General features: G+C 35.3%; 24 protein-coding genes and 1 tRNA gene. 5 read left to right on the top strand and 20 right to left on the bottom strand.

Annotation, left to right across the window (positions count from 1 at the left end; genetic code table 11):
- Positions 1-51 precede the first annotated feature (51 nt).
- The 4 genes from BUB25_RS07820 to xrtF are packed head-to-tail and all read right to left on the bottom strand — an operon-like array spanning position 52 to position 3,314.
- Positions 52-1,407 (bottom strand): MBL fold metallo-hydrolase, encoded by a 1,356-nt coding sequence (locus BUB25_RS07820; RefSeq protein ID WP_072942626.1) that lies wholly within the window; start codon positions 1,405-1,407, stop codon positions 52-54.
- Between the two features lie 35 nt (positions 1,408-1,442).
- Positions 1,443-2,282 carry an ATP cone domain-containing protein gene (locus BUB25_RS07815; RefSeq protein WP_072942624.1) on the bottom strand — a complete coding sequence of 280 codons (840 nt, stop codon included), beginning with the start codon at positions 2,280-2,282 and terminating at the stop codon, positions 1,443-1,445.
- Between the two features lie 59 nt (positions 2,283-2,341).
- Positions 2,342-2,785, bottom strand: a complete 444-nt coding sequence (locus BUB25_RS07810; protein ID WP_072942622.1) for an exosortase F system-associated membrane protein — start codon at positions 2,783-2,785, stop codon at positions 2,342-2,344.
- Positions 2,760-3,314: an exosortase family protein XrtF gene (gene xrtF, locus BUB25_RS07805; RefSeq protein ID WP_317047063.1), complete on the bottom strand. Its 555-nt coding sequence runs from the start codon at positions 3,312-3,314 to the stop codon at positions 2,760-2,762. Before xrtF ends, BUB25_RS07810 begins: the two co-directional genes overlap by 26 nt.
- 67 nt (positions 3,315-3,381) lie before the next feature.
- Here xrtF and BUB25_RS07800 point away from each other — a divergent pair, with 67 nt between their 5' ends.
- The 5 genes from BUB25_RS07800 (at position 3,382) to rpe (ending at position 8,455) form a co-directional block, all read left to right on the top strand.
- On the top strand, positions 3,382-3,843 hold the full coding sequence (locus BUB25_RS07800; RefSeq protein WP_072942620.1) for a GAF domain-containing protein: 462 nt from the start codon (positions 3,382-3,384) through the stop codon (positions 3,841-3,843).
- Between the two features lie 128 nt (positions 3,844-3,971).
- Positions 3,972-4,238 (top strand): 30S ribosomal protein S15, encoded by a 267-nt coding sequence (gene rpsO, locus BUB25_RS07795; protein WP_072942618.1) that lies wholly within the window; start codon positions 3,972-3,974, stop codon positions 4,236-4,238.
- 203 nt (positions 4,239-4,441) lie between these two features.
- The gene (locus BUB25_RS07790) at positions 4,442-6,577 is read left to right on the top strand and encodes a polyribonucleotide nucleotidyltransferase (RefSeq protein WP_072942616.1); all 2,136 of its coding nucleotides are present in this window, start codon (positions 4,442-4,444) and stop codon (positions 6,575-6,577) included.
- A gap of 163 nt (positions 6,578-6,740) precedes the next feature.
- Positions 6,741-7,604, top strand: a complete 864-nt coding sequence (locus tag BUB25_RS07785) for a sigma-70 family RNA polymerase sigma factor (protein ID WP_026707723.1) — start codon at positions 6,741-6,743, stop codon at positions 7,602-7,604.
- A gap of 188 nt (positions 7,605-7,792) precedes the next feature.
- A complete protein-coding gene (gene rpe, locus BUB25_RS07780; protein ID WP_072942824.1) occupies positions 7,793-8,455 on the top strand; it encodes a ribulose-phosphate 3-epimerase in 663 nt (220 codons plus the stop codon).
- 43 nt (positions 8,456-8,498) lie between these two features.
- Here the strand turns inward: rpe and BUB25_RS07775 are convergent, their stop codons facing one another.
- The 16 genes from BUB25_RS07775 to BUB25_RS07700 form a co-directional block, all read right to left on the bottom strand.
- Positions 8,499-9,302, bottom strand: coding sequence for a zinc-dependent peptidase (locus BUB25_RS07775; protein WP_072942613.1), 804 nt, complete (start codon positions 9,300-9,302; stop codon positions 8,499-8,501).
- A 117-nt stretch (positions 9,303-9,419) separates the two neighbouring features.
- Positions 9,420-9,493 (bottom strand) — tRNA-Arg (locus BUB25_RS07770).
- A 71-nt stretch (positions 9,494-9,564) separates the two neighbouring features.
- On the bottom strand, positions 9,565-10,014 hold the full coding sequence (locus tag BUB25_RS07765; protein WP_072942610.1) for a GatB/YqeY domain-containing protein: 450 nt from the start codon (positions 10,012-10,014) through the stop codon (positions 9,565-9,567).
- A 234-nt stretch (positions 10,015-10,248) separates the two neighbouring features.
- The gene (ftsZ, locus tag BUB25_RS07760) at positions 10,249-12,180 is read right to left on the bottom strand and encodes a cell division protein FtsZ (protein WP_072942607.1); all 1,932 of its coding nucleotides are present in this window, start codon (positions 12,178-12,180) and stop codon (positions 10,249-10,251) included.
- A gap of 60 nt (positions 12,181-12,240) precedes the next feature.
- A complete protein-coding gene (gene ftsA, locus BUB25_RS07755; RefSeq protein WP_072942605.1) occupies positions 12,241-13,617 on the bottom strand; it encodes a cell division protein FtsA in 1,377 nt (458 codons plus the stop codon).
- Positions 13,618-13,623: 6 nt separating this feature from the next.
- Positions 13,624-14,346 carry a cell division protein FtsQ/DivIB gene (locus BUB25_RS07750; protein ID WP_072942601.1) on the bottom strand — a complete coding sequence of 241 codons (723 nt, stop codon included), beginning with the start codon at positions 14,344-14,346 and terminating at the stop codon, positions 13,624-13,626.
- Positions 14,333-15,682, bottom strand: coding sequence for a UDP-N-acetylmuramate--L-alanine ligase (murC, locus tag BUB25_RS07745; protein ID WP_072942599.1), 1,350 nt, complete (start codon positions 15,680-15,682; stop codon positions 14,333-14,335). Before murC ends, BUB25_RS07750 begins: the two co-directional genes overlap by 14 nt.
- Before the next feature lie 12 nt (positions 15,683-15,694).
- Complete coding sequence (gene murG / locus BUB25_RS07740; RefSeq protein ID WP_072942596.1) at positions 15,695-16,789, bottom strand: undecaprenyldiphospho-muramoylpentapeptide beta-N-acetylglucosaminyltransferase; 1,095 nt, start codon at positions 16,787-16,789, stop codon at positions 15,695-15,697.
- A gap of 46 nt (positions 16,790-16,835) precedes the next feature.
- Positions 16,836-18,122: an FtsW/RodA/SpoVE family cell cycle protein gene (locus tag BUB25_RS07735; RefSeq protein WP_072942594.1), complete on the bottom strand. Its 1,287-nt coding sequence runs from the start codon at positions 18,120-18,122 to the stop codon at positions 16,836-16,838.
- An 80-nt stretch (positions 18,123-18,202) separates the two neighbouring features.
- Positions 18,203-19,534, bottom strand: coding sequence for a UDP-N-acetylmuramoyl-L-alanine--D-glutamate ligase (gene murD, locus BUB25_RS07730; protein WP_072942592.1), 1,332 nt, complete (start codon positions 19,532-19,534; stop codon positions 18,203-18,205).
- Between the two features lies 1 nt (position 19,535).
- Positions 19,536-20,765, bottom strand: a complete 1,230-nt coding sequence (gene mraY / locus BUB25_RS07725) for a phospho-N-acetylmuramoyl-pentapeptide-transferase (RefSeq protein ID WP_072942589.1) — start codon at positions 20,763-20,765, stop codon at positions 19,536-19,538.
- Positions 20,766-20,772: 7 nt separating this feature from the next.
- A complete protein-coding gene (locus BUB25_RS07720; RefSeq protein WP_072942587.1) occupies positions 20,773-22,236 on the bottom strand; it encodes a UDP-N-acetylmuramoyl-L-alanyl-D-glutamate--2,6-diaminopimelate ligase in 1,464 nt (487 codons plus the stop codon).
- Positions 22,233-24,236, bottom strand: a complete 2,004-nt coding sequence (locus BUB25_RS07715) for a penicillin-binding protein (RefSeq protein WP_072942584.1) — start codon at positions 24,234-24,236, stop codon at positions 22,233-22,235. Before BUB25_RS07715 ends, BUB25_RS07720 begins: the two co-directional genes overlap by 4 nt.
- Positions 24,227-24,574: an FtsL-like putative cell division protein gene (locus tag BUB25_RS07710; protein ID WP_072942582.1), complete on the bottom strand. Its 348-nt coding sequence runs from the start codon at positions 24,572-24,574 to the stop codon at positions 24,227-24,229. The genes BUB25_RS07715 and BUB25_RS07710 overlap by 10 nt, the downstream gene beginning before the upstream one ends.
- Positions 24,575-24,583: 9 nt before the next feature.
- Positions 24,584-25,492, bottom strand: coding sequence for a 16S rRNA (cytosine(1402)-N(4))-methyltransferase RsmH (gene rsmH / locus BUB25_RS07705; RefSeq protein ID WP_170860232.1), 909 nt, complete (start codon positions 25,490-25,492; stop codon positions 24,584-24,586).
- Complete coding sequence (locus tag BUB25_RS07700) at positions 25,467-25,940, bottom strand: division/cell wall cluster transcriptional repressor MraZ (RefSeq protein WP_072942580.1); 474 nt, start codon at positions 25,938-25,940, stop codon at positions 25,467-25,469. The genes rsmH and BUB25_RS07700 overlap by 26 nt, the downstream gene beginning before the upstream one ends.
- Between the last annotated feature and the right edge of the window lie 344 nt (positions 25,941-26,284).

Genomic DNA, 26,284 nt, shown 5'->3' with positions numbered 1-26,284 from the left:
AGCAAAAATACTACTTTAATCAGTATTGACCCCTAAATAGCTGTTAAAAATTTAAAGCTCAAACTCCTGTCCCATCAAAGGAATCACACAATCAAAGCCATAGTGTTCATTAATTTTTATACGAAGTTCATCCGCAGGCTGGTTTTCGCCATGAACTAAAAACACTTTTTTAGGCTTATTTTCCAAAGCCGAAAGCCAATTTAGCAAGTCTTTCTGATCACCATGGGCTGACAATCCTTGTATTTCAAGAATATTGGCCAATACTGGATAATACTTTCCGTGAATTTTAATCTCTTTAGCCCCTTCTATTAATTTTCTTCCACGAGTTCCTTCAGCTTGATACCCCACAATAATCACAGTGGTTTCAGGCAACCCAATATAACGTTCTAAATAACTTAAAACTCTCCCTCCGGTAACCATTCCGCTTGCCGCAATTACAACCTTTGGCCTCTCATCATATATTGCTTCTATTGTATCTTTATAATCTGTAATCATCTGAAACATCTTACTCATTGCAATACAATCTTCCAGTTTCAACTTATGCCATTTCAAACTACTAAAAAAAACATCAAAGGCTCCTACTCCCATTGGAGAATCAATGATATAAGGAATATCAGGTATCTTATTCTCTTCTTTAAGTTGCCAGAGCAAATACATAATGGTTTGCGCCCGCTCCACTGCAAAACTAGGGATAATGGTTGTTCCGCCTTTATCAAAAGTATTATTGATATATAGCTCTAATTCTAATTTTGCATCCGTATCAGGATGAAGGCGATTTCCGTATGTGCTTTCGAGAAATACATAGTCTGCTTTTTTGGGCTTGGTTGGCGGAAACATCAAAACATCATTGTCCCGCCCTACATCTCCTGAAAAAACCAAAGTTTTATTCTCCAGCATCAATTCTATACTACAAGCGCCTATAATATGCCCCGCACTAATAAAGACAGCTTCGATTTCTGGGTCTAAAGGCACCGACTCATTAGTTTTAACAACCCTAAACAAAGGGAAAACTTTTTTAGCCTGCTCCACATCATAAAGGGGTTCTGCAATTTCATGCTTGGAAAAATTGCCTTTATTCGCTTTTTCAGCTTCTTCTTCTTGAATTTTAGCACTGTCTAACAAAATTAACTTTGTTATCTGCTTCGTTGGCTCCGTACAATAAATCTTTCCTTTAAAACCTTGATCTACTAATCTAGGTAACCAACCACAATGATCCAAATGTCCATGAGTCAATAAAACGAAATCAATCGTTGAAGGCAAAACAGGCAAGGCTCCCCAATTAAGTTCCCGCAAAGGCTTTATCCCTTGAAACAACCCGCAATCAACCAAAATTCGGATTCCATTACTCTCTATGAGTGTTTTTGAACCAGTTACAGTTCCAGCACCTCCAATAAATTTAACTTTCATCGCATTATTTTTTTAAATACTATTAACCTTCAAAATCATAGATCTAAAACACAAACACTCAACTCCCTCACTTCTTTCAAAACATTTTTTATCCTTGATGGAGTTAATCCTATTTTTTCCAAACTATCTGAATTGTTACTTAACTCCTTTACCAAAATCACGTCCAAAATCAACAATTTATCCTTCTCAGCAATTGTCAATGTCGTCAAACAAGTTACAGGATAAAGACAATCAATATCATTCTTCGTTTTCAAATTGTCATTTTTAGGATAATCCCAACTCAATAAATTTATTCCGGAGCACTTTGCAAAATCTATCGCATCGGCAGTAAACCTATTATTAGTGACAATCCAACATTTAGAAATCATTTCTTTTTTAGAAAAAATAGTATGTTCCCTTCCTTTCAAATCATTAAATCTAGAAAAAACGTACAAAGGAACTTTCACATCAGAAGCAGCTTCTCTGCCTACGTGAAACTTACACTCAATCATGGCAATAGTATTGTTCTTCTTTACCAAAACATCTATTTCATGGGAAACACATTTTCCTTGCAAAATAATATTGTTTTTTGTCTCATATTTTTCTGCAGAAAAAAGTTTCGCAATATATTTTTCGAAGAAAAAACCGGCTGGTCCCAACAACTGAATCGCTGCTCTTAAATTGTAGCGCGCAGCATGAGAATTAGCCTCCTTTTTTAATAAACCAAAAGCTCGCTTATAAATATGTTTTGTACTGATTCCTTCATAAATCTCCTTGCATATTTTACTAACAATATCTTCAACAATCTTTGGATTGGCACCAGATTTTAACAGTGACTTCCTGAGTTTTTCAGGTTCAAAATCAACTACATCTCCTGAATGCTTTATAATTTTCATAAGAACAAACAACTGATTAACAAATAAATAAAACTACCATTAAAGGTAGTTAAAATAAATCACTTATTTAATCTTTGATAATAAAATGCAGGAATAAACAACAAGACAAAAATAGGCTGTATAAGAAAACGCCTTACATAAAAAAGGATAAGATTATTTGTTTCCCCGTAAAAATAAATAATAACATAGAAACAAATAATCAAAATCAGAAAGAAAAAAAGATACAAAAAGCAAGCAAATTTCACCATTGATTCATCTTCAAAAAGAGTATAAATCAGTACTAGCGAAATCAACATATTTAACGAATACCTAAAAAGCAATCCAAAAAATAACTGAAACGAATCATAAACAGGAAGTAACATACCATTAAAATCGCTTTTAAAATAATTCAAAAAAGGATCATAGAATAGATAATCCTCATAAGCTCGAACTAAAGCAAACAAAAAAACAAGCATTAATACAAACGCAATTTTCAACTTATGTTTCAACAGTATTTTTAGCATACAATGAAAATTTACGTACCCAGATTACCCATAAAATAAAAACAACACCATAAATAAATAACGGAAAAAGCACACCATGAATCGTAGGATTCTGTTCTGGAAAAAAATACAACAAGACACATAATACAGCGATTCGAAACACATTCAATACATAGATAATCAAGCTTCCCGAAATAATAAAAAACAAAGTTTGCTTAAATCGACCAGAAAAAGAAACTACAAATGCGATAAACAAGATAATAACGTTAATTGCATTACAGCCTTCAATTATACGAGCAATATAAACCTGATTGTAAAACAACCTAATATATGGCTCTGAGGTTTCTTTATCAATTATTACATCTGCATCAAAAAACTGCAATACTTTTTCGGTATTTTGGGCAACCATCAGGGTAACAACATCCACCTTATTGTTTTCAAAACTTTCCAAAAATTTCTGATAAACCAAGGTAAGAATACTATAGACCAAAAAAAACTTTGCTAAAAAAAGCAAAAAAGGCTTATACAGAGTAAAGTATTTTTTCAACATCTGTTTTTTAACAAATTTATGCAATTTTTAAAAGCTACTTTAAATACTTTTACAAAAAAATAAAAACATGAAATTTCAGGAATTAAAACCAAAGGTAAGCGCAATTACTGCAGACCAGAATCTTACAAGAGACGAAAAACTCTTAGCTGTGTGCCAACTCCTAAATGAAAACATCGATTATTACAACTGGGTTGGCTTTTACTTTGCAAATCATGACACTCAAACCCTACATCTAGGCCCATATGTTGGCGCAGAAACAGATCACACCATCATCCCTTTTGGGAAAGGTATTTGCGGACAGGTAGCCGTTTCTAATACTAATTTTGTTGTGCCTGATGTAAAAGCACAAGACAATTACATCGCTTGTAGCTTCACCGTAAAATCAGAAATTGTGGTTCCTTTATTTGTCAACGGACAAAATATTGGTCAAATAGACATTGACAGTCATGTCTTGGATCCATTTACTACAGAGGATGAAAAATTCCTAGAGTTTGTGAATGAAGAAGTGGCAAAAACTTTCATCAATTAATTCACTGAAAACCAACGCCCTGAATCTTACATAAATTTTCTGTTGCCATTTTAAAAATAAATATTATCTTTGCCCCCGTCTTACAATAGCTGTATGACATACATAAAAATCATTAAAATAATATTGGAATGTATTTAACGAAAGAGATTAAAGAAGAAATCTTCGCTCAACACGGAGAAAAAACAAACACTGGAAAGGCTGAAGCTCAAATTGCTTTGTTCACTTACAGAATTTCACACCTAACTGAGCACTTGAAAAAAAATCGTCATGATTACAACACTGAGCGTTCATTAGTATTATTAGTTGGTAAAAGAAGATCTTTGCTAGATTACTTGAAGAAAAAAGAAATCAACAGATATCGTGAGATTATCAAAGTATTGGGTATTAGAAAATAATCAATATCAAAAAGAGGTGCGAAAGTGCCTCTTTTTTTATACAAGAATTTAGGACTTTAATTTTAAATTCTTCCATCGCATCAACTTCAAAAGTTGATATTTACATAAAAAAGTTTGGTTTTTCATTGGGTTTTTTAGACAACAACTACACACAACAACTACAACACAACTAAAACCCATTGTATAACCAATAAGGAAAAATTATGATTCCACAATTATTTGTAGAAAGCATCGATTTAGGTGATGGCAGAAGCATCACAATCGAGACAGGCCGTTTAGCCAAACAAGCAGACGGATCTGTAGTAGTAAGAATTGGAAAAACTGTAATATTAGGCACAGTTGTTTCCTCAAGAAAAGCAAGTCCTGGGATCGACTTTCTACCACTTACGGTAGATTATCGCGAAAAATTTGCTGCAGCAGGACGTTTCCCTGGTGGTTTCTTCAAAAGAGAAGCTCGTCCAAGTGATAGCGAAGTACTAACTATGAGATTAGTTGACCGTGTTTTACGTCCACTTTTCCCAAGTGACTACCATGCAGAAGTGCAGGTTATGATCCAATTAATGTCTTATGACGAAGACGTCATGCCAGATGCATTAGCAGGATTAGCCGCTTCGGCAGCACTTGCATTATCTGATATTCCTTTTGAAACTTTAATTTCTGAAGCTAGAGTAGGAAGAATTGACGGTAAATTTATCATCAATCCATCTCGTGCTCAATTAGAATTATCTGATATCGACATGATGATTGGAGCTTCTACTGATTCTATCGCAATGGTAGAAGGAGAAATGAAAGAAATTTCAGAAGCAGAAATGTTAGAAGCAATTAAATTTGCTCACGAACATATTAAAGTACAAATTGCAGCTCAAGAAAGATTAGCAGCCGCTTTTGGAAAAAAAGAAGTTCGTACCTACGAAAAAGAAAAAACAGACGATGCTATTTACGCTAAAGTAAAAGCAGCGGCTTACGATAAAATTTATGCAATTGCTAGCAAAGGTTCAGCAAAACACGAACGTTCTGCTGCTTTTGATGCAGTAAAAGAAGAAGTAAAAGCATTATTTACCGAAGAAGAATTGGCTGAAAACGGAGACTTAGTTTCTAAATATTTCTACAAAACCAATAAAGAAGCGGTTCGTAATGTAACTTTAGATTTAGGAACTCGTCTTGACGGAAGAAAAACTACCGAAATCAGACCAATCTGGTCAGAAGTCGATTATTTGCCTTCTGTACACGGTTCAGCATTGTTTACACGTGGAGAAACTCAAGCTTTGGCTACAACTACTTTAGGAACTTCTAGAGAAGCCAACCAAATTGATTCACCATCAGAACAAGGAGAAGAAAAATTCTATTTACACTATAATTTCCCACCATTTTCAACAGGAGAAGCTCGTCCGTTAAGAGGAACTTCAAGAAGAGAAGTAGGCCACGGAAACTTGGCGCAAAGAGCATTAAAAAACATGATTCCTGCTGATTGTCCTTATACAATCCGTGTCGTTTCTGAAGTATTAGAATCAAATGGTTCGTCTTCAATGGCTACCGTTTGTGCTGGAACATTATCATTAATGGATGCTGGTATTCAAATGATTCGTCCCGTTTCTGGAATTGCAATGGGATTGATTACTGACGGAGAACGTTTTGCTGTTTTATCTGATATTTTAGGCGATGAAGATCACTTAGGAGATATGGATTTCAAAGTAACCGGAACTTCTGAAGGAATTACAGCTTGTCAGATGGATATCAAAATTGACGGATTGAAATATGAAATCATGGAGCAAGCCTTGGCTCAAGCTCGTGATGGACGTTTGCATATTTTAGGAAAAATACTCGAAACACTTGACAAACCGAATGCAGATGTTAAAGCACACTCTCCAAAAATCATCACCAGAACTATCCCTGGTAATTTTATTGGTGCATTGATTGGACCTGGAGGAAAAGTAATTCAAGAATTACAAAAAGCTACTGGAACAACAATTGTAATCAACGAAGTGGATGAGCAAGGTGTTATTGAAATTCTTGGAACTGATCCTGCTGGAATTGAAGCAGTATTGGCTAAAATTAAATCGATCACTTTCAAACCACAAATGGGAGAATCTTACGAAGTGAAAGTAATCAAAATGCTGGATTTTGGTGCCGTTGTAGAATATACAGCCGCTCCTGGAAACGAAGTTTTGTTACACGTATCAGAGTTAGCTTGGGAACGTACTGAAAACGTTGCTGATGTGGTTAAAATGGGAGATGTTTTCGAAGTGAAATACTTAGGATTAGATCCAAAAACCAGAAAAGAGAAAGTGTCCAAAAAAGCACTTATGCCAAGACCTCCACGCGAGGAGAAAAAAGAGTAATCAGATCTTAGTTTACTAAAGGTTCTTTTATAGAAAACCCCGATTCATGCATTTGAATTGGGGTTTTCGCATTTAATTAAAAAAATATCATACTATTTGTAACTTTTTCGCAACTCCATACGTATAACAACTCGTACACTTAAAACTGAGGACACAAAACAACATGAGACAACTTAAAATCACCAAGCAGGTTACCAATCGTGAGACTGCTTCATTAGACAAATATTTACAAGAAATTGGAAAAGTTGACCTTATTACCGCTGACGAAGAAGTAGAATTAGCACAAAAAATTAAAGCCGGGGATCAAAGAGCCCTTGAGAAATTAACAAAAGCGAATTTACGTTTCGTAGTTTCAGTAGCAAAACAATACCAAAATCAAGGATTAACTCTTCCTGATTTAATTAACGAAGGAAATTTAGGATTGATAAAAGCCGCACAACGATTTGATGAGACCCGTGGTTTCAAATTCATTTCTTATGCCGTTTGGTGGATTCGTCAATCGATTTTACAAGCCTTGGCTGAGCAATCCCGTATCGTTCGTTTGCCTTTAAATAAAATTGGTTCTATCAATAAAATCAACAAAATGTACGCTTTACTAGAGCAATCTAATGAACGTCCACCATCTGCTGAGGAAATTGCAAAAGAACTGGACATGACCGTAAATGACGTAAAAGAGAGCATGAAAAACTCTGGTCGTCACTTATCAATGGACGCGCCTCTTGTTGAGGGAGAAGATTCAAACCTTTATGACGTTTTACGTTCTGGCGAATCTCCAAATCCGGACAGAGAATTAATTCACGAATCTTTACGTACCGAAATCGAGCGCTCATTAGAAACATTAACTCCAAGAGAAGCTGATGTAGTTCGTTTGTACTTTGGTCTTGGTGACCAACACCCAATGACTCTTGAGGAAATTGGAGAAACTTTTGACTTAACTCGCGAGCGTGTACGTCAAATTAAGGAAAAAGCCATTCGTAGATTAAAACATACTTCTAGAAGTAAAATACTAAAAACTTACTTAGGTTAAAAAATATTTGTTTCAAGTTTAATATTCCAAATTATTTAATTAATTTGGAATATTAAACTTGAAACTTTTTTTAAAGCAAACAACAGTCTGATTAACTGTTCGTTTTTTGATTGATGATTGAAACTCCGGCTGATTACCGGAGTTTTATTTTTTATAGTACCTTTGCAAAAATAACACAACTACACACAATGAAAAATACACTTATTGCGCCATCAGTATTGGCAGCCGACTTTGGAAACCTACAACGCGACATCGAGATGATTAACAACAGTCAAGCCGATTGGTTCCACATTGACATCATGGATGGCGTTTTTGTACCTAACATTTCTTATGGTATGCCGGTTTTAGAAGCTATAAACAAGCACGCCAAGAAAACTATTGATGTACACTTGATGATTATAGATCCAGATCGCTATATTAAAACTTTTGCTGAATTGGGAGCCAATGTACTAAGCGTACACTATGAAGCCTGCACACACCTTCACAGAACACTACAAGCGATCAAAGCAGAAGGAATGAAAGCTGGTGTAGCTATCAACCCACACACGAATATCGACTTACTAGAGGATGTAATCAACGATATTGATTTAGTTTGTATTATGAGTGTCAATCCAGGATTTGGAGGACAATCTTTCATCGAAAACACTTATGCTAAAGTTAAAAAACTAAAAGAATTAATCACAAGAAAAGGAGCCTCTACATTAATCGAAGTGGACGGAGGGGTGACCAATAAAAATGCTAAACAACTGGTCGAAGCTGGAGCAGATGTTCTTGTTGCCGGAAGCTTTGTTTTTAAAGCAATAAATCCAACAGAAACCATCGCTGATTTAAAGAAATTAACAGCAATCTAAAAAAGCAAAAACTCCCTTTCAAATTATAGAAAGGGAGTTTTTTTTATTTTAAATCGCTGTCATCAAAATTTATCATGTCCTTAATATTATAGTACAATTCAGGAAACTCCTGTTTAAAAAGCTGAGGCGTTTCAAAGAAATGTTCTAAAACTACAGCAAAAAATTCAGCCTGATTGGTATAAGCATAAATCCTTAAATAATTTGAAGCAATGAGATGATTCAAAACTTTAGGCTGTACCAAATATTCTTGTATTTTGACATAAGCATCCGCAAAAACAATACTGCTTTGATCCTTGCCTCTTAATCCATGAAAATACAAAGCATGCGCAAACTCATGCAGGCCAAGATTGATATTGTCATTTCGATGTAGAAAACCTTCTTCAAAATCTTTCCAGGAAAAAACCACTGCTTTCACTCTTGGATTAAATTCCCCTTTATGAAATTCTTTATTTATAGTAGAAAAATAGGCTTGCGGATAAATAATAACCTTATCAAATACATTGATCAAATAGCGTCTCATTCCAAAAGTCAGCATCACAAAAGTAGCCGAAATCAAGACTTTAACTTCATCCGTAATGACAAAACCTTCTTTACCTATAAATTTATACTTCGATATAAATGCAGCTACCCTAAACTCAAAAAATCGCTTTCTTTTATCGGATAATTTTCCATAAAACACAAATTCTTTCTCAAGAATACCTCTTTGAGAAACGCTTAGTTTCTCACCAAATGGATACCAATGAATAAAAATTGGTTTGTTAAAAATTAACACATAAAAAGGCTCCACGATTGCCATAAAAAGACATATCGCTATAAAAACCACTATTACAATCTGAATCACCTCCATTCACCTTATTTTATTTGGCCGAGTCAATACGCCTAATCTACAAAAACTATCATTTCAAAACAAAAAAAGCAACAAAACGACAATTTATATTTTGTCCTTTTGTTGCCCAGATTAAAGTGGCCGCGACAGGGTTCGAACCTGCAACCCTCAGAGTCGAAATCTGATATTCTATCCAGTTGAACTACGCAGCCGTTATATTTTTAGATTGTCGATTAACGATAGTAGATTTAAAAAACAGTGATCAACAATCTAAATAAAAATGCTACGTCAATAGTTTCTTAACGATTGTAGAAATCGTTTTTCCTTCTGCAGTTCCGCCTAATTGTGCCGAAGCCAATCCCATTACTTTACCCATTGCTGCAATTCCAGATGCTCCGGTTTCGGCAATGATTTTCACAATAACAGCTTCCACTTCAGCTTCGCTTAATTGCGCCGGTAAGAACTTTTCAATCACTGCCACCTGTGCCAATTCTGGCTCAGCTAAGTCCAAACGATTTTGTTCGGTGAAAATTTTCGCACTCTCCTTACGGGTTTTTACCAGTCTTTGAAGTAATTTAATTTCATCAGCTTCAGAAATTTCTTCTTTTGATCCTGATGCTGTTTCAGCCAAAAGGATTTCAGACTTAATTGCTCTTAAAGCTTCTAAAGCTACAGTATCTTTAGCTCTCATGGCGGTTTTCATTTCGTCCATGATGTTTTTTGATAAACTCATTTTATTTTTATTTTATTAAGCGTTATCCGCTATAGTTTAATTCTTTTTGATTTTTTGAAACTAATTTTAGCGTTTCAAATAGTAATGAAAAGCATTTGATGAGAAAACACTCTCATGAGAACAACAATAAGTCCCCAAACATCATCACCTTGGATTATTGTGCTGCGAAGATAAAAAAAATAACCCGAAAATTAAATTCAATTTTCGGGTTGATTTGATTTTGATTCAAGTTGACTAGTCTACATTGTCGTGTAAATACGAGTTATTAGAACGCAGCTGTAAATCATTATTACTATCCATCCCAACAGATATTCTTGAAGCAGTATTATTAGCCTGTGTATTTGATATATCTATACCCAATCTTTTATAAGCAGGCTCTTTTTCATACTCATCAATTTTAGAAACATTGTTGTGAAACTTATAATTGAATTCTTTTAATTTTTTTCTTCTCTCATCGGCTCTGAGTCTCAAAGTCTCTTCGATTGTCATTTCCATAGGGGAGATTTCCTCTAATTTAGACGGAGCACTTGCATAAGTCTCAACTTGTTTCATGGTGATGTTCATTTCCTCAGGAACAACCTCTTCAACTACTTTTGAAACAGGCTTAGAAGACATAAAATCATTTTCCAATTCCATATATTCCTCTAGAGAATACTTGATAACTCCTTTATCCGAAACTTCAGTTACAGGTACAAATTGAACTGGTTGATTTACTTTTATATCTCGAGTTTCATTTGTCAATTCAAACAAAACTTCCGGTTCTTTTACCGCTACCGGCTCAGGCTTAGAAAGTGGCAAATCAAAAGAGAAAGTAGTTTGCTCTTGCCTTTCAAACACTTTAGGTTGTGGCACTTCTTTAACTTCAGCTGCTTTTGGAGCTGTAAAAGTAAAATCAGTTTCTTTTATAGGAGATACGATTTCAAAAGTTACGTCTAGGTTTTTTATAAACTCAGATACAGCCATCAAATCTTCATTTCCTTCTACAGGAACAATAGGTTCAGGAGCAACTCTGTCTTCTGTTAGTTCAAAAACCACTCTTTCTTCTGTATTGGCTTTTGGCGTTTCGGTATCTAAATCGAAAGCCGGAACTGTATTTTTAGTTAAATTGTAAACACTTCTTTGTTCGTCTTCTAGCGTATGAATTATCTTTTTTGGTTCTGTATTTACAATTCCATTTTGTTGTTCGATATCAAATCCTGTGGCAATAATTGTCACTGCAATGGCATCTCCTAATGTTTCATCTTCACCAACACCCATAATAATATTAGCATTGAAACCTGCTTCGGCTTGAATATGGTCATTGATTTCACCAATTTCATCCAAAGTGATTTCATTAGATCCAGAAACGATGAGCAACAATACGTTTTTGGCACCTGTAATTTTATTATCATTTAGTAAAGGAGAATCCAAGGCTGAAATAATAGCTTCTTTGGCTCTGTTTTCACCTGAAGATACAGAAGAACCCATAATAGCAGTTCCACTATTCGCCAAAACAGTCTTGGCATCTCTTAAATCGATATTTTGTGTATAGTGATGCGTGATTACTTCGGCAATACCTCTTGAGGCTGTAGCCAACACTTCATCCGCTTTTGAAAATCCGGCTTTAAAACCCAGATTTCCATATACTTCTCTTAACTTATTGTTGTTGATAACTATTAAAGAATCGACCTGTTTGCGCAGCTTTTCGATTCCTATTTTTGCTTGTTCCTGACGTACTTTCCCTTCAAACAAAAATGGCAATGTTACAATACCTACAGTAAGAATTTCTCTTTCTTTGGCTAATTGAGCAATTACTGGCGCAGCACCTGTACCGGTACCTCCACCCATTCCTGCTGTAATAAAAACCATCTTAGTATTGCGATCCAACATCTTTTCGATATCGGCTATACTTTCTATAGCTGATTGTTGTCCCACATCTGGATTTGCACCAGCACCAAGACCTTCAGTCAAGTTTACACCCAACTGAATTTTATTTGGAACAGCACTGTTCTGTAATGCCTGAGAATCAGTATTACAAACAATAAAATCCACTCCTTTAATTCCTTGTTTAAACATGTGGTTTATAGCATTACTACCGCCTCCACCGACACCAATTACTTTGATTACATTTGATTGGTTTTTTGGTAAATCAAATGAAATACTTCCAAATTCTGAGTTGCTCATCATATTATTTGGTTTTTTTTATATTAATTATAAATTGTTGTTTTAATATTTTGGGCGTTACCCCTATTCTGCATTATCTAAAAAATCCTTAATCTTATCTACATAACGATCAAAAAAAGATCTTTTAATCTTATCCCCTGTAGATTCTTCTTTCTTTTCATATTTTTTAGTTACTTCTACCTGTTCTTCTTCTCTTAATTCATTAGTTTCGAAAGCTGGCGCTCTATAAACCGGCATTTTTGGAGCAACGATTTCGTCTTTTCTGACAGCGCTTTGAGTATTATTTTCAATGCTATTCATCACTAAACCAACCGCAGTTGCATATAAAGGGCTTGAAAATTCTTCGTCAGAATCACCCGCTAAATGCTCATTTGGATAACCTATTCTGGTGTCCATTCCAGTGATATATTCTACTAATTGCTTTATATGTTTTAGCTGTGCGCCGCCACCTGTAAGCACAATTCCGGCAATTAACTTCTTGCGTGGATCTTCATGTCCATAGGCTTTTATTTCTGTAAAAACCTGCTCTACAATTTCCACAACACGAGCATGAATAATTTTCGATAAGTTTTTCAAAGAAATCTCTTTGGGTTCTCTTCCTCTCAATCCTGGAATAGAAACAATTTCATTGTCTTTGTTTTCTCCTGGCCAAGCAGATCCAAATTTCACTTTCAATAATTCGGCTTGCTTTTCAATAATAGAACAACCTTCCTTTATATCATCTGAAATCACATTTCCTCCAAAAGGAATTACAGCAGTATGACGAATTATTCCATCTTTGAAAATTGCCAAATCTGTTGTACCACCACCTATATCAATCAAGGCAACTCCTGCTTCTTTTTCTTCCTGACTCAATACTGCATCTGAAGATGCCAATGGCTCCAAGGTCAATCCTGATAATTCAATTCCCGAACTTTGGATACATCTCCCTACATTTCTTATTGACGAAGCCTGACCTACTACAACATGAAAACTAGACTCTAATCTTCCACCGTACATCCCTATAGGCTCTTTGATTTCTGACTGCCCGTCAATTTTAAATTCTTGAGGCAAAACATGGATTATTTCTTCTCCCGGCAACATCGCCAATTTATTTACCTGATCAATCAAAAGCTGAATATCTGCCCCTCCAATTACTTCTTCAGGATTGTTTCTGCTAATATAATCTGTATGCTGAATGCTGCGTATGTGTTGACCTGCAATTCCTACAACAACATCTTTTATCTTATAACCCGAATTATTCTCGGCTTCTCCTATTGCTTGCTGAATGGACTGTATTGTTTGGGTAATATTATTAACTACTCCTCTGGCAACTCCTAAACTTTTAGATTTACCTACACCTAAAATCTCCAACTTACCATACTCATTTTTCTTGCCTATCATGGCAACAATTTTGGTTGTCCCAATATCTAGACCCACTGCAATATTCTCTTTTTCCATTATCTATTATTTAGTGCAAACTACTTGTTTTGTAAATCTAAGATCTATTTTTTTATACTTATACAACGAACTATCTAAAACTGCCTTTTGAAAAAAAGCTTTATAATCTTTGAATTTTTGTTCAAAATTAGCTGTTCCACCAAAATTAATCTGGTAATCGTAATTTCTATTAAGCATTTTCAAGCTCCCACTCGGCATAATTTGAATTGCAATAATGTTTTTTTTCAAAAAATCATCATCATAAATCACGCGTAACAATTGGACTACTTTATCGTTGTTTTTTTTATTTATTGCACCAGTAACAAGCGGAACTCTAGCTGTAAAATTGTCTGACAATGGCATCACACCCCCTTCATAATCAATATAAAAAGAGTCATTTCCGTCAAAAACCCTAGCTATTGGGGTCTTCTGTTTCACCACTGCTTTCAAGACACCATCAATGCTCACAAACACATCCGATTGTTCAACCATCTCGTTTGAAGACAGTGTTCTTTCCAGTCTATTCAAAGCTAATTTTTCTTTTCTTATACTTGATGCCTTCTGATTATTTTCTATTAACAATTTATCAACCGTTTCTCTTTTCAAAAAAAGAGGATTTTCTCCAACAAAAACCACTACTGATTTTGTCAATTTTCTATTTTGATTTCGCTTTAAAGTGAATGAAAATAGAAAAAGAACTACCCCAATCATCAAAAGCAATCTAATATTTGTCCAATTAAATATTCTCATTTAATGTTCGTTTAATCTCCCCTACTAATTCCCCTATATCACCCGCTCCTATTGTTACAATTATTGGTGCGTCACTCTCCAAAATCGCATCAATTAAATTTTCTTTTGAAACTAATTTCTTATTCGGATTATCAATTTTACTTAACAGCCATTCTGATGTTATTCCTTCCATTGGAAGTTCTCGAGCAGGATAAATATCCATCAAAATAATTTCGTCAAAGTTAGCAAGACTTTTGGCGAAATCATCAGCAAAATCCCTTGTTCTGCTGAATAAATGAGGCTGAAAAACAGCCAAGACTTTCTTCGTTGGATACAATTCCCTAACTGCTTGATAAACTGCATTAATCTCCGTTGGGTGATGAGCATAATCATCAATATAAACTAGATCATCCGTTTTTATTTGGTACGAAAACCTTCTTTTGATTCCCTTAAATGAAGCTAAGGCTATCGCAATAGCACCGGTTGGGGTGCCGAAATTTATCGCCATTGCGATAGCCATTAAAGCATTCATTAAATTATGTTTTCCCGGTAAGCCAAAACGAAAATCTGTCAGAATCCCATCTGGAGTTTTTATATCAAAAACATAACTTCCATTATCGATTCTAACATTAAAAGCACTGTAAACCGCGTCTTCATTTACAGCCACAGTTACACCTTCTAAAGGCAGCTCCTTTGTTATAAACAGTCTATCCTTATTTTCAATTTTATTAGCAAATTCCACAAAGGATTCTTCTATAGCCGCACTGGTACCGTAGATATCCAAATGATCCGCATCCATTGAAGTAATGCAAGCAATATTAGGATGCAAATGCAAAAAAGAGCGATCAAATTCATCTGCTTCTACAACGGTCACCGTTTTGCCGCTTCCTATCAAATTTGAATTGTAATTCTCTACAATTCCTCCAATAAAAGCAGTTACATCAGCTCCGCTTTCATACAAAATATGGCCTAAAATACTTGAAGTTGTCGTTTTTCCATGCGTACCCGCAACAGCGAAACAAAAAGTATCTTTTGTTATTATCCCTAAAACTTCAGCCCTTTTTTTAACATGATATTCTCTTTCCAAAAAATAATTCCATTCCGAATGAGTTTTAGGAACGGCAGGAGTAATAATCACTAAAGTATTTTCGGCAAAATAGTCTTTTGGAATCAAGTCAATACTGTCTTCAAAATGAATTGCAATCCCGCTTTCGATCAACTCTTTTGTCAAAGCCGTAGGAGTCTTATCATAGCCTGAAACTTGCTTGCCGATATTTTTAAAATAACGAGCCAAAGCACTCATTCCGATGCCACCAATCCCGATGAAATAGACATTATGTATTTGATTTAAATTCATTGCTATCGCTTACTATTTATTTTTAATTAACTTCACAATTTCGTCAGCAATTCGTTTTGTTGCTTCAGGCATTGCTAATTCTTTTATATTCTCACTCAATTGTTTCTGCTTGCCCTGATCTTTCAGCAAAGCTTCAAAAACAAGACTAAATTGCGAATCAAGATCCGCCTCTTTCAACAAAATCGCGCCTTTTTTATCCACAATTGCTTTTGCATTTTTAGTTTGATGATCTTCGGCCACATTAGGCGAAGGGATAAATATTACTGGTTTTCCCACGATAGATAGTTCTGAAACCGAGGATGCACCCGCTCTTGAAATAATCACATCGGCAGCAGCATAAACAAAATCCATTCTTTCTATAAAAGCTAACACTTTTACATTATCAGAATTGTATTTTTTATAATCTTCATAATACAATTTCCCGCATTGCCAGATAATCTGGATATTTTGAAAAAGCATATTTTTCAACTCTTTTTCAATTAATTGATTTACCCGTCTTGCTCCTAAACTTCCCCCAAGAACCAATAAGGTTTTTTTATTGGCATCTAAATTGAAAAATTCAATCGCTTCAGCTTTTTTTCCTTCAATATCAATTAAATCCTGACGCACTGGATTTCCAGTCAAAATCATTTTCTCGGCAGGGAAAAACCGATCCAAATTCTCATAAGCCACACAAATTGCACTGGCTTTTTCACTCAACAATTTATTAGTAATTCCGGGATACGAATTTTGCTCCTGAATTACCGTTGGAACATTCATCAAACTAGCCATTTTTAACAACGGACCACTGGCAAAACCACCGGTTCCTATAACAACGTCTGGTTTAAATTGTTTAATTATTTTTCTGGATTTCCATAAGCTATCCGCTAATTTGAATGGAAACATTAAATTTTGTAAACTAATTTTTCTTTGTAAACCTGCAATCCATAATCCCTTAATTGGATAACCTGCCTGTGGTACTTTTTGCATTTCCATTTTATCTTTGGCACCCACAAAAAGAAATTCGGCATCTGGAAAACGCAACTTTAATTCATTGGCAATCGCAATAGCAGGATAAATATGCCCTCCGGTTCCACCGCCACTCAATATGAATTTATATTGCCTCATCTTATCTAAAATTATGATTGTTATCGAAAAAAAATATTGTAAACTATTATTTATTCAAAACCGCATCCATCGGATTTGCTGCTTTATCTTCAATGGAATAATTATCTGAATTTTCTTCACCCGAAGCCAATTCAGCATCAATCAGTTTTTGAAGTGCTTCTTCTCTCTTGGCAGCGACTTTCATTTCTTCTTCAATTTCTTCATCTTTTTTGGTTACCCCAATGATGATTCCCAATGCAATACAAGTCATCCAAATTGAAGTCCCACCACTACTGATTAGCGGTAAGGTCTGCCCTGTTACGGGCAATAATTCAACAGCAACCGCCATATTAATCATTGCCTGGAATATCATAGGAAATCCTAAACCTACAACCACTAATTTGCCAAACATGGTCTTAGCCTTGTGCGAGGCGATAACAAATCGAAAAAGCAACAATAAGTACAAAGCCAGAACTCCTAAACCTCCTATAAGTCCATATTCCTCAACAATAATGGCAAAAATGAAATCAGAAGAAGACTGTGGCAAGAAGTTCTTTTGAACGCTTTTTCCCGGACCCAACCCATAAATTTTACCGGAAGCAATCGCAATTTTAGCTTTCTCGATTTGATAATCGTCTTCACCTGGCTTATCGTTAAAAAAACTTTCTACACGACTTTCCCAAGTATGCACCCTGTTTTTAAATGCATCCGGAAACGCTTTAGCAACTAAAATAAAAAAAGTGAGCGACAGAACTCCCATTCCAATTATAAAACCAATATATTTTAATGGATATTTCCCAATGAATACCAACATTATTATCATCGAGAAAATTAATGCTGTAGTCGAAAAATTCGAAGGAAGAATAAATATCAACGTAACAAAAACAGGTAACCAAAGCTCCTTGAGTGAAGCTACAAAATCAATAGGCTCTTGTCTGGTTTTTGACAAATAACGAGACACATAAACAAATAACACCACAGCCGCAAAAGCCGAGGGTTGAAACGAGATGCCTACAACAGGGATTTGCAGCCATCTACTTGCATTAGCTCCACCTATCACCGTTCCTTTTATCATTGTAATGGCCAAAACACCCCAAACTATCGGCAACAACCATTTAGAGATAGAACGAAAATAATGATACGGAACTTTATGAACATAGTAAATTATCAGAAAACCACAGCCAATATGCCCCAAATGTTTTACCAAATAACCCAATGTATTTCCTGTTCCATGTCCTAAATAAGCTAAATTACTGCTTGCACTAAATACAGGCATAAACGAAAACAAAGCCAATAAGGCCACAAACGACCATATCCCTTTATCTCCTTTTAATTTGCTTACTAGTTGTTTCATATTTGATTTTGAGTTTTTTAATTTAGGAATTAAGATTTCGTCTTTGTAATGGAAATCCTAATTCTTAATTCCTTATTCTTTTATAAATTATACACTGCTTGTTTAAACTGATTCCCTCTGTCTTCATAATTTTCGAACAAATCAAAACTGGCGCAAGCCGGCGATAATAAAACAGTATCTCCTTTTTCAGTCAATCGTTGCCCCATTCTCACAGCATCATTCATATTATTGACTTCAACCATTACATCGACCACGTTTCCAAAAGCTTCGATAATTTTTTTATTGTCGATACCCAAACATATAATCGCTTTCACTTTTTCGCGTACCAGCGACATCAATTCATTATAATCATTTCCTTTATCAACACCACCAACAATCCAAACCGTAGGGCTATTCATACTATCTAGCGCAAAAAAAGTAGCATTTACGTTTGTTGCTTTCGAATCATTGATGTATTGCACATTCTGAATTTTCAAAACCTTCTCCAAACGGTGTTCCACTCCCTGAAAATTAGACATACTCTCGCGAATTGTTGACTTACGTATTTGCATCAATTTTGCCACAGAGGTTGCTGCCATTGCATTTTTCATATTATGTTTTCCTTCTAATGCAATAGATTCTGTTTCCATTAAAAACTCCTCTTTATTGATAATTACTTCCATTTTATTGTTTTTTATAAATGCTCCTTCACTGAATGTTTTTGTCAATGAAAAAGGAATTAGTTTAGCTTTTGTTTTATTATTTTTTAACCATTCTGCGATGGCTTCGTCATCAGCATCATAAATGAGGTAATCTTCCTCGGTTTGATTCATTGTAATTCGAAACTTTGAATCAATATAATTTTGATAATTGTAATCATAGCGATCCAAATGATCCGGACTTATATTTGTAATAATCGCGATATGCGGTTTGTAATTGATAATTCCGTCTAATTGAAAACTACTCAACTCAAGCACATAAGAATCAAAAGAATCTTCTGCTACCTGCCAGGCAAAGCTCTTTCCAATATTTCCTGCCAAACCCACATTCAAACCTGCCGATTTGAGCAGATGATACGTCAACATAGTTGTAGTTGTCTTACCGTTACTTCCAGTAATCCCTATGGTCACAGCTTTTGTAAAAGGAGCCGCAAATTCAATTTCAGAAACCACTGGAATTCCTTTTTCGACAAGCTTTTTAACTATCGCGGACTTCTCCGGAATTCCCGGACTTTTCATCACCACATCCGCATTCAAAATCAATGCTTCCGTATGTTTTTGTTCTTCCCAGGCTATTTCATTATTGATCAGAACTTCTTTGTAACTTTCTTTTATTTTTCCAAAATCAGATACGAAAACATCATATCCTTTTTTCTTTCCAAGAATAGCAGTTCCAACACCGCTTTCGCCTCCACCTAAAACAACTAATCTCATACTATCTTAGTTTTAAAGTGACAATGGACAATATCGCCAGCATGATGGCCACGATCCAAAATCGGGTTACAATTTTACTCTCGTGATAGCCTTTCTTTTGATAATGATGATGCAGCGGTGACATCAAAAATATTCTACGTCCTTCGCCAAAACGTTTTTTGGTGTATTTAAAATAACTCACCTGCAAGACAACAGAGAAATTTTCGACTAGAAATATCCCGCATAACAGTGGTATTAATAATTCTTTTCGAACAGCAATTGCCAATACGGCAATGATTCCACCAATGGTTAAACTCCCCGTATCCCCCATAAATACAGACGCCGGATACGAATTATACCAAAGAAACCCAATTAATGAACCCACAAAGGCCGCTATAAATACGGTCATTTCCCCCGAATTAGGGATATACATTATATTGAGATAATTAGAGAATATAATATTTCCCGAAACAAAAGTAAAAATACCCAATGCCAAAACAGATACAGCCGAAGTACCAGCAGCGAGCCCATCAATACCATCAGTTAAATTAGCTCCATTTGAAACTGCCGTGATTATAAAAATCACAACAGGAATAAAAATCAACCAAGCCCATTTTTCATAACCTTCGCCAGTCCAAGCCAACAACTCCGCATAATCGAACTCATTATTTTTAAAAAATGGAATGGTTGTAGCCGTAGATTTCTCTTCTAGAGGCGCTTGAGTGATGACGCTCTCAGTTGTGATTTTAAAAACATCCGTTTTACCAGTATCTTTTCGTACCGTCACTCCAGGATGAAAATAAAGAACAAAACCTACAATTAAGCCTAAGCCAACTTGACCAAATACTTTGAAAATTCCTTTTAAACCCTGTTTGTCTTTCTTAAAAATCTTAATATAATCATCTACAAAACCGATAGTCCCCATCCATAAAGTAGTCACAATCAACAACACGACATAAATATTATGCAGTTTAGCAAACAGCAAAACAGGTACCAGCGTAGCAAAAATGATAATCAAACCTCCCATAGTAGGCGTTCCCGCTTTTTCATTTTGACCTGCTAATCCCAGTTCTCGCACAGTTTCACCCACCTGTTGATTTTGCAAAAAGCGAATAATCCTTTTACCATAAATAGTAGACAACAACAAGGAAAGCATTAATGCCAGTGCCGATCTAAAAGTGATGTACTGAAAAACTCCAGTCCCAGAAACGTCTAATGTTTTGTCTAAATATTCAAATAAGTAGTACAGCATATTTTTACTATTTATGAAGTTGTTCTAATATTTCTTTAACTATTTTCATATCATCAAAATCATGACGCACGCCATTAATTTCCTGATACGTTTCATGTCCTTTTCCTGCAATCAATATAATATCGTTGCTCTGAGCCAATTGACAAGCTGTTTTTATAGCTTGCTTTCTATCAGTGATTGCCAATACTTTTTTATAATTCTGAGCTGCAACCCCTTGCTCCATTTCGCTGATGATCGTTTCCGGATCTTCATTTCTTGGATTATCAGAAGTCAGTATCGCTTTATCACTCAAATCAGAAGCTAGTCCCGCCATAATAGGACGTTTGGTTTTATCTCTATTCCCTCCGCAACCCACAACTGTAATGAGTTGTTCATTTTTGGTCCGAATATCATTTATTGTTTTCAACACGTTTTCCAAAGCATCCGGAGTATGTGCATAATCTACAATTGCCGTAATATTGGTCTCCGAAACGATGTATTGAAATCTTCCCGAAACACTTTCCAATTCAGACAATAAACGGAGTGTTTCCAGACTGTCTAAGCCCAACTCAATCGCGGTTCCATATATCGCCAAAACATTATAAGCATTAAAAGTCCCTATTAACTTTACCCAAACTTCATTTCCATCTACCTTCAGCAACAGTCCTGACAGCTGGTTTTCGAGAATTTGTGCCTTATAATCCGAATAGGATTTCAAAGCATAAGTACGCTTCTTGGCCACCGTATTTTGCAACATAACCGCCCCATTTTTATCGTCAATATTCGACAGGGCAAAAGCTGTTTTTGGTAAATTATCAAAAAATGACTTTTTAACATCTCTATATTCCGAAAAAGTAGGATGGTAATCCAAATGATCGTGAGATAAATTAGTGAATACACCTCCAGCAAAATGCAAGGCTTCGGTTCTTTCTTGATGAATCCCATGAGAACTCACTTCCATGAAACAATATTCGGCACCGGCGTCAATCATTTCTTTCAAATAATGATTAATGCTTATGGAATCTGGCGTTGTGTGAGTCGCTTTGTACTCAAGATCATCCACCATTATTTTTACCGTTGACAATAAACCAACTTTGAAACCTGCTTTTTTAAACAATTGATACAATAATGAAGCAATGGTAGTTTTCCCGTTTGTACCAGTTATACCTACTAATTTTAATTTTTCGGAAGGATTCCCAAAATAATTAGCCGCCATAAAGGCCAAAGCTTTATTCGTGTCTTTAACTTGTATATACGTCAGTCCCTTTTCAAAATTCTCCGGAAAAGTATCGCAAACAATCGCTACAGCTCCTAGCTCAATTGCTTTTTGAATGTAATCATGTCCATCCGAAATTGATCCTCGTATTGCTACAAAAACATCGTTTTTTTCTATTTTTCTAGAATCGAATTCAATTTTACCAATGGAAATATCCGTTGGACCATGAACCACTTCAATAGCTACTTTATATAATATGTCTTTTAGTATAATCACAATAATTCTAGTGTTATAGTTGCGTTTTTCATGATGTCCTGACCTGCTTGAAGGGATTGATTTTTTACTTTTCCCATTCCAACAGCTTTCACTTTTAAACCTAAATTCTCCAACAATGCAATTGCATCCATAGCCGGCATTCCTTTAACATCAGGAATTGACTGTTGCTGTTTTTGCACCTTGGCAAAATAGGTATTGTAACTTTCTTCCTGTTTTGGAATCTTTCTATTCAACTTTTTTATTTCATTCGTTGAAGGAACGTCAGTAAAAATTTTCTGCGCGATTCTTTTAAAAACAGGACCCGCCACATCGGCACCATAATAATTATTTCTGGCTGTACTTGGTTTATGCACCACTACAATGCAAGAATACTTAGGCTTATCAGCTGGGAAATACCCCACAAATGAAGAAGCATAATAAAAGCTTGTCCCATCATTTTTCCCGTAATTCACTTTTACCGTACCCGTTTTACCCGCCATGGAAAAATCTTTGGAATACAATTTAGAACCCGTTCCTTTCTTAACCACATTGGCTAATACCGCTTTTACTTTTGAGAGCGTCGCTGGAGAACAAATCCTTGGATTAATGACTATTTTCTCATTTTTTTTGATCGTTCGGTTCCATTCTTTAATTTCAGAAACAAACTGTGGCTTTACCATTTCCCCGTTATTAGCAACAGCATTGTAAAAAGTCAAAGTTTGCATTGGAGTTACCGAAACACCATATCCAAAAGCCATCCAAGGAAGCGAAATATTTGACCAGTTTTTATCGCTTGGTTGCGGAATATACGGCCTTCCTTCACCCTTAAAATCCATGTTCAATTTTTTATTAAATCCGTATGAATTAACATGCTTAATAAACTTGGAAGGATTATTTTTATAATTATCATAAACCGCTTGTGCTACAACTGTATTCGACGACAATTCAAATCCTCTAGCCAAAGAGACTTTGCCATATCCGCCTCTTTTAGAATCTCTTACTACTTTTCCCGAATATCTTACTTCGCCCCCATTAGTATCATAAACAGTACTGGTATCAGCGACTTTGTCTTCCAAAATAGCCATCAAATCAACCAACTTAAATGTGGAACCCGGCTCGTGAGACTCCGCTACCGCATAATTAGTTGTCTCATAATAGCCACCGTTTTTATCCCTTCCTAAATTCGAAATGGCTTTTACATGACCCGTATTAGTTTCCATAACCACGACACAGCCATGGTCTGCCTCAAAATCCTCCAATTGTTTCAACAGAGCGTGATGAGCGATATCCTGAATATAAACATCAATTGTAGAAATCACATCATAACCATCTTGAGGATCTACCTCATTAACATCTCTGATAGGTTTCCATTGCCCTTTGGCAATTTTTTGCTTTAAAACCTTTCCGTCTTTTCCATTCAGATAATCCCTGTAAGCCCATTCGATTCCTTTTCCATCGTAAGTACCATCAGGCTTTTTTCTTTCATAACCAATAGTTCGTTCTGCAATTTTTCCTATAGGATGCTCTCTAACAGTTTTTTGCTCGATTATGATTCCACCTTTATTCGCGCCCAGTTTAAACAATGGAAAACCTTTAATTTTTACATAGTCTGTATAACTTAAATCACGAGCAATCAAGCAATAACGATTCTTATTTGCTCTAGCTTTCCTAAGTTCATTTAAATAAAAACCACTGGATTTTCCTAAAATAGAAGCCAATGAATCCGATAAGGACTCGACATTTTTATCAAAATTTTCCTTTTTAGGCGCAAGAGCATCAAAACGTATCTCATAATTTGGTATCGATGTCGCTAATAAGCTCCCGTCAGCCGAATAAATATTTCCTTTATTAGAAGGGATAACGAAGTTCTTAACCGTTCTTTCTTTGGCTAATTTTCGATAATAATCCCCTTCCACCCATTGGATATTAGTTAACTTTACGGCTATCGCAATCGCTATCAAAAAAATAGCAAAAGCAACCAGATAGATTCTATACGATATTTGTTTATCTTCTACTGCCATATTTTTTTAAGAAAACTTTTTTCCTCTTCTTTTTTTACTTTAATCTTAACTGGCGGAACTGTTGATGGGAAAATTTGTCTTTCGAGCATTTTCTCTGAAACAGTCGACTCCATTTTTAGTTTCATTAACTGAGAACGTCTATCTACAAACTCTGATCGCAATTCTTTTACTTCATTTGTTAATCCGGCAATCATAAATACTTTTTGTTCAAAACGTTGCGTATTAGCAATCATAATTATGGCCAATAAAATAAGAAAAACGATAAAGCGCCAATTTTTAACCGCATCATCGTCGATAAGAAACCTTGCTTTTAATATGTTATACACACCGTATTTCATACCTTATAATTATATCTTTTCTGCTATCCTTAATTTTGCACTTCGCGCTCTGTTGTTTGTTTTAATCTCCTCCTGATCCGGAATAATTAGCTTTCCGATTGTTTTAAACGGAACTGAAAAATTTCCAAAAAAATCACGTTCTGGTTCTCCTTCAAACATTCCATTCTTCATAAATCGTTTCACCAATCTGTCTTCTAATGAATGATAGGAAATGACACTCAACCTTCCGCCTGGACTCAAGATCTCCAAGGATTGCTCCAAGAACTCCTTCAATACATCCATTTCCTGATTGACTTCAATTCGAATGGCTTGATAAATTTGAGCCAAAATTTTATTTCTGACTTTTTCAGGTAAATATTTCGCCAAAACCTCTTTCAGTTCATCTGTAGTCTTGATTGACTGCTTCTCTCTTGCCTCTACAATTGTTCTTGCCAAAGCTGGTGCACTTTTTAATTCACCATAATCCAAGAAGACTCTTTTCAAATTTACCTCATCATATTCATTCACCACTCGGTAAGCATTAAGATCATTTTTCTGACTCATTCTCATATCCAAACCAGCATCAAAACGAGTAGAAAAACCTCTTTCAGCAACATCAAACTGATGCGAAGAAACCCCCAAATCAGCCAAAATCCCATCTACACTTTTAACACCATGAAAACGCAAAAAACGCTTAATGAACCTGAAATTTTCATTGATAAGAATAAATCTCTCATCAACCAAGGCATTAGCCAAAGCATCCTCATCCTGATCAAAAGCAAACAACTTTCCGCTTGGACCCAATCTTCTTAAAATTTCTTTTGAATGCCCACCTCCACCAAAGGTCACATCAACATACACCCCATCAGGCTTAATATTTAAACCATCAACTGATGCCTGAAGCAAAACCGGATTATGATATTCCATTGTCGTCGTCATTTATATTTCCCATTACTTCTTCCGCTAAATCGGCAAAATCAATATCTTCACCACTTATCGATTTCTCATACAAGTCTTTATCCCAAATCTCCACTATATTCACTGCCGAAGAAAAAACAACATCCTTAGCAATACTTGCAAAAACCACTAAATCTTTAGGCACTAAAAGTCTTCCCAAAGCATCTATTTCAACTATTTTTACACCTGCCGTAAACCTTCTAATAAAATCATTATTCTTCTTAACGAAACGATTGAGCTTGTTGATTTTTTGCATCATCAAATCCCACTCCTCCATTGGATACAACTCCAAACAAGGCTGAAAAACAGAACGCTTCAAAACGAAACCGCTTTGAAGTGAAGCAGCCAATTGCTTTTTCAAAGGAGACGGCAACAAAACCCTTCCTTTAGCATCGACTTTACATTCATATGTCCCTACAATAGTATTCAAGCGCGTTTTTTATTAAAAATGATGTTGAGCAAAAATATAAAAAAAATTACCACCATTTACCACAATCTACCACTTTGTTAATAAGTTTAACCACTTTTGACTAAAAACCCTTAATTTTTGGACTCTCAACATGTTAGCTATTCCAAAGCACCCTTGCAAGAATGTTCATACAACACAAAAAATTACAATCAATATGCTCATAATTCAATCCCAAAATCACATTATTTTGACCAAAAAAAGCCCTAAAAAAAAACATCTTCTTCACCTCAATAAAAAGTTTGAAAAACAAAAAAAAGTTCTCAAAAATTCATTTTAATTTATTAAATCCTATATTTGTGAAAATT

It is taken from the genome of Flavobacterium granuli, from assembly GCF_900129705.1.
Classification (GTDB): domain Bacteria; phylum Bacteroidota; class Bacteroidia; order Flavobacteriales; family Flavobacteriaceae; genus Flavobacterium; species Flavobacterium granuli.
The sequence above is the reverse complement of the archived record's forward strand: the minus strand, read 5'-3'. Positions and strand labels throughout refer to the sequence as shown.